This window comes from Adhaeribacter sp., from assembly GCF_057359045.1.
Window position 1 is genome coordinate 1 of record NZ_JBMQUD010000064.1, and the last position, 4,455, is coordinate 4,455.

The 4,455-nt window shown below is 47.1% G+C and carries 3 protein-coding genes; all 3 read right to left on the reverse strand.

The genetic code is table 11. The annotated features are described in order from the left end of the window. On the reverse strand, positions 1-189 hold a 189-nt coding region (locus ACO1R6_RS10325), incomplete at its 3' end, for a hypothetical protein (RefSeq protein WP_486264487.1). 307 nt (positions 190-496) lie between these two features. Next, complete coding sequence (locus tag ACO1R6_RS10330) at positions 497-1,978, reverse strand: RagB/SusD family nutrient uptake outer membrane protein (RefSeq protein WP_486264488.1); 1,482 nt, start codon at positions 1,976-1,978, stop codon at positions 497-499. An 11-nt stretch (positions 1,979-1,989) separates the two neighbouring features. Then, positions 1,990-4,455: SusC/RagA family TonB-linked outer membrane protein (locus tag ACO1R6_RS10335; RefSeq protein WP_486264490.1), on the reverse strand; the 2,466-nt coding region annotated here is incomplete at its 5' end.

Here is a 4,455-nt window from a genome sequence, read left to right on the forward strand (position 1 = left end):
CAAAGCTTCGCCGGTACCCGCATCGGTTACTTTGCCGCTAACCGCCAAGCCCGACTGCTGCGCGCTAACTTTAACCGGTAATACCAGCCATATCAGCAGAAAACAGGTTAGGGGCAGAACCAGCAAGCATTTTCTAGAGGAAAAGGATCTGGCAGGTTCGGCCGGAAATAATTTGTAAATAATTTTCATAGATTATGGTTTAGGCGTATAAATTGAATTGAGAGTTAAAAAGGCATGGCAATCATTTAAACTTGGTACTGTAATTTGGCAGTAATAGAACATATCGGAGGCGGCAAAATGTATTGCCCACTAAAAACAACCCGAAAGCATAAGCGGCTACACCCAAAAGGAAGTAAGCTTTAACAATATTTCCAGAAGTTACGCATTATGGTTTGCCATCTCCTAACCCCTAAAAAGGAGATCAACTTTGGTTATATTTTGCCCCGAAAATAGATCCGGCAGCGTTAAAACTTACTTCCTTTTGGGTGGAAGCCGGTTAATTATAGCCGTCGTTTTGCACCAAAACACCCGTTCTAGCCTGTTCAATTTCCCGGTTTGGTATCGGGAAATATTTATAATAGGCCTGCGTTTGCAAATTCACTTTCATGGCGGTTTTGGTGTCGTAATTGTAATCGGTTTCTACTTCGGCCAGTTCGGTCTGGAAGCGATTGGTTCGTACCAAATCAAACCAACGCTGATTTTCAAAAGCAAACTCCAGGCGGCGTTCCAGCAACAATTTATCAGTAAATGCCTCGGGCGTTGAGATGTCGGCTAAGGTGTAATTTTTAGAAGTGTTGCCAAAGGCCCGCTCGCGGATACGGTTCAGTTCGGTTAAAGCCGCATCGGGTTGGTTAAGCCGGTAAAGCACTTCGGCCCGGAGTAAAATAACATCGGCGTACCGTATTACCGGCAAATCCAGACCCGAAGAATTTTGGGTATGCTTTACCGCGTATTTATTTACGTATGGTTTCCAAACCAGCGGCGAATTGGCCGGCGCATCCGGCGATTTATAAAACTCGGCGATGGTGGCAGCTTTGCGGGTATCGTTGGTTTCGTAGAGTTTATGTAAATCCCACGACGGGAAGGCACTCTCGTTGCCGCGCGGCACAATATTCGTTACACCAAAGTACGGCAGAAAATCGCTGGACATGGGCTGCCCGTTGGTACCATCGGTATATTTAATGGAGAAAATTACTTCGTTGTTGTCTTCGTTTTCGAGTTTCCAGAGCGTGGCAAAATCGGGTAACAACTGGTAACCCAAACCGGGTACCATATCGAGGTACGTTTTGGCGTTGTTCCAGTCTTGCCGGAATACGTATACTTTGCCCAGCAAGGCTATTGCTGCCCCTTTGGTCGCCCGGCCTTTGGGCATATCGGCCTTACCAGGCAATAACTCAATAGCTTCTTTTAAATCGGTAATAACCTGGGTGTATATTTCTTCTTCGGTAGCTTTGGCTACGGTTCTATATTCGTCTATAGTAGCCAGGGGCGTAGTTACTCTGGGCACGCCGCCAAACATACGCACCAAATCAAAATAAAGCAGCGCCCGCATTAATTTGGCTTCGCCGGTTAATTGCTCTTTTTGGTTGGCTCTGTAATTGGTAGGTCTATCTATGTTGGCCAGCACCGTATTGGCCCGGAAAATGGCATTGTAGGTATCGGACCAGAAGCTGGCAAACAATGGGTTCTCGGAGGTAAACGCCAGGTTGTTAATTTCGGGCAAACCGCCAATATTAAAGTAACCGGTGGTATGCATATTATCGGTAGCCATTTCTAGGATGGCCCAATCGCGGGGCAAACGAGCCTGGTAGCGGCTGTATACGCCCACTACGGCGCCTTCCATATCCTGCGCGGTCTGGTAAAAATCCGTTTCGGTCAGTACCGATTGCGGGGTTAATTCTATAAAATCGTCGTGGCAAGCTCCCAGGCCCAACAGCAGGAACAGCAAGGAAACTTTTAAAGATTTATTTCTTTTCATGTCAGGCAAGCTTAGAAGTTAGTATTAAGACCAAAGGCAATGGTTCGCAGAATAGGCTCGGCGCCATTGTTAAAGCCCGGCATACTGCCTATGTTGTTGATTTCGCCGCCTGTATATCCTTCGGGGTTGTACCCATGAAAACCTTTCTTCGTGACCATGAGCAGATTGCTGATAGAAGAATACACGCGTAGATTATTCAGGCGCAGCTTCTGGGAAAAAGTAGCGGGCAAAGTATACCCCAGGTTCAGGTTCCGGATAGCCAGGAAAGAGGCATCTTCGAGGTAAAAATCGCTGTTAGATAAGTAAGCCAGAGCGCTAAGGGCAGTAGCTGGTTCTTTGCCATTACCGGGCTCAGCTTCCGACCACCACTGGTTTTCGACCAACGACCGCCGGATGGCGCTTACCGTAGCACCCTGGTAATACAGGTTTTCGAGGTTATACATTTTGGCCCCTACCGAAGCCTGCATAATTACACTTAAGTCGAAGTTTTTGTAAGAAAAATTATTGTTCAGGCCTAAATAAATTTTAGGCTGAAAATTACCCAGAATTACGCGGTCGGCCGGCGTTATTTTACCGTCGTTGTTGGTATCCTGAAACTTGGTATGACCGGGTTTAGAACCCGCCAGTACCGGGGTAGTCGCTATTTCGTCGACATTTTGCAGTACGCCAATGGCTTTGTACCCGTAGAAAGAAAACATGGGTTCGCCTACGCGTAATAACCAGCTCATGCCGCGGGTGTGCGTATTAATTACCTCATTTACCCCGCCCAGGCTTACTACTTCATTGCGGTTGCGGGTAAGGTTAAAGGCAGTTTCCCATTTAAAGGCACCAATTAAATTGCGGGTGTTTACCTCCAGTTCAACGCCGTGGTTCCGAATATTACCAATATTTACCAGCGCATCGGTAAAGCCCGAAATAGAAGGCGTAGAAACGTTGTACAATAAATCGGTGGTTTTTTTATCGTAATAATCCAGCACAAAATTTAAGCGGCTGTTAAACAAGCCTAATTCCAGGGCTAAATCGTAGCTTTTGGTTTTTTCCCACTTAAGTTCCCGGTTACCAATATTGGTTTGGGCCTGGCCTTTGGTAAGCACCCCGTTCGACGAATAATACACATCGCTGATACCGCCCAGGTAAGCAAAATCGCCAATGTTAAAGTTACCGGTTACCCCGTAACTGGCCCGCAGTTTCAAATCGCTGATAAGCGGTATGGCCTGCATAAAATTTTCCTGGGAAACCCGCCAGGCCGCCGAAGCCGAGGGGAAATTACCCCATTTGTTGTTGGGGCCAAAACGCGAGCTACCATCGGTCCGGAAAGAGGCGGAGAACAAATATTTATCTTTAAACCCGTAATTTATCCGGCTGAAATAAGACACCAGGCCCCACTGCGATTTTGTAGTACGGGTAGTGGTAGGCGAGATTACCGCATTGTTCAGGGTTTGAATGGTTTCGTTGCCAAAACTGCCCGCCAAAACACCCATGGTAGCTAACCGGGCCGATGCTTTCTGGTAAGAACCGCCCAGGATAGCACTGAGACTGTGCACCTCCTTAAAGGTTTTGTTATAGCTAAATACATTCTCGTTGATAATATTAATATTGCGGGTATCGGAGGCAGAGCCGGTACTTAAACCATTAGAATTGGCCCAAGGCGCCGAATAATTTTCGGCGGTGATAAATGTAATATTCGTACCCAGCGAGGTCCGGAAAGTTAAGCCCTCCAGAATATTAAAACCCAGGTACATCTCGCCAATATTATTCATGGCGTTGCTAATATTCTTGGTACCTTCTAAAGAAGCCAGCGGGCTAACCTGGGCCGAAACCGAAGTACCCCAGTAATCTAAAGGTTTGGGATAAAGCCCGTTGGGGTTACGATTGGCGGATACAAACGGTGACGTTTTTACAATGGCCTCCATGGATAGCGGAGAAGTACGCCGGTAAGTAAAATTAGGATTGAGCATAAACCCGGCATTTACCACCGGGGTAATTTTTAAATCTACATTGGCCCGGAGCGAATAATTGGTGTACCCAGTATTGATTAAAGTGCCTTTTTCGTCTTTGTAACTACCCGACACGTAATATTTGGCATTGTCGGTACCGCCCGAAACCGACAGGTTGTAGTTCTGAATGGGGGCCGGATTTAGCAACACATCTTCCCAAATGGTATTACCTTCTTTAATAACCGGGTTTACCTGGTAAGCGGCCGGCCGGCGCGGGTCACCCCACAAAGGTATAGAGGTATCGCCACCGGCCCAGGCAAATTCGCGGTTCTGGTAACGCGCTACATAATCGTAAAACTCCTGACCGCTAATCCAATCGTTGTGGCCCTGCGCGTGCCCTACCCCCGTGTATACATTTAAGTTTAATTGCGGTTTACCGGATTTTCCTTTTTTAGTGGTGATAATAATAACCCCACCCGAACCCCGGGAACCGTAAATAGCCGCCGCAGAAGCATCTTTCAGCACTTCTATCGACTCGAC

Excerpts from the sequence above, each read along its gene's own strand:
- ACO1R6_RS10330 (WP_486264488.1), bottom strand. The coding sequence starts at position 1,978 with ATGAAAAGAAATAAATCTTTAAAAGTTTCCTTGCTGTTCCTGCTGTTG.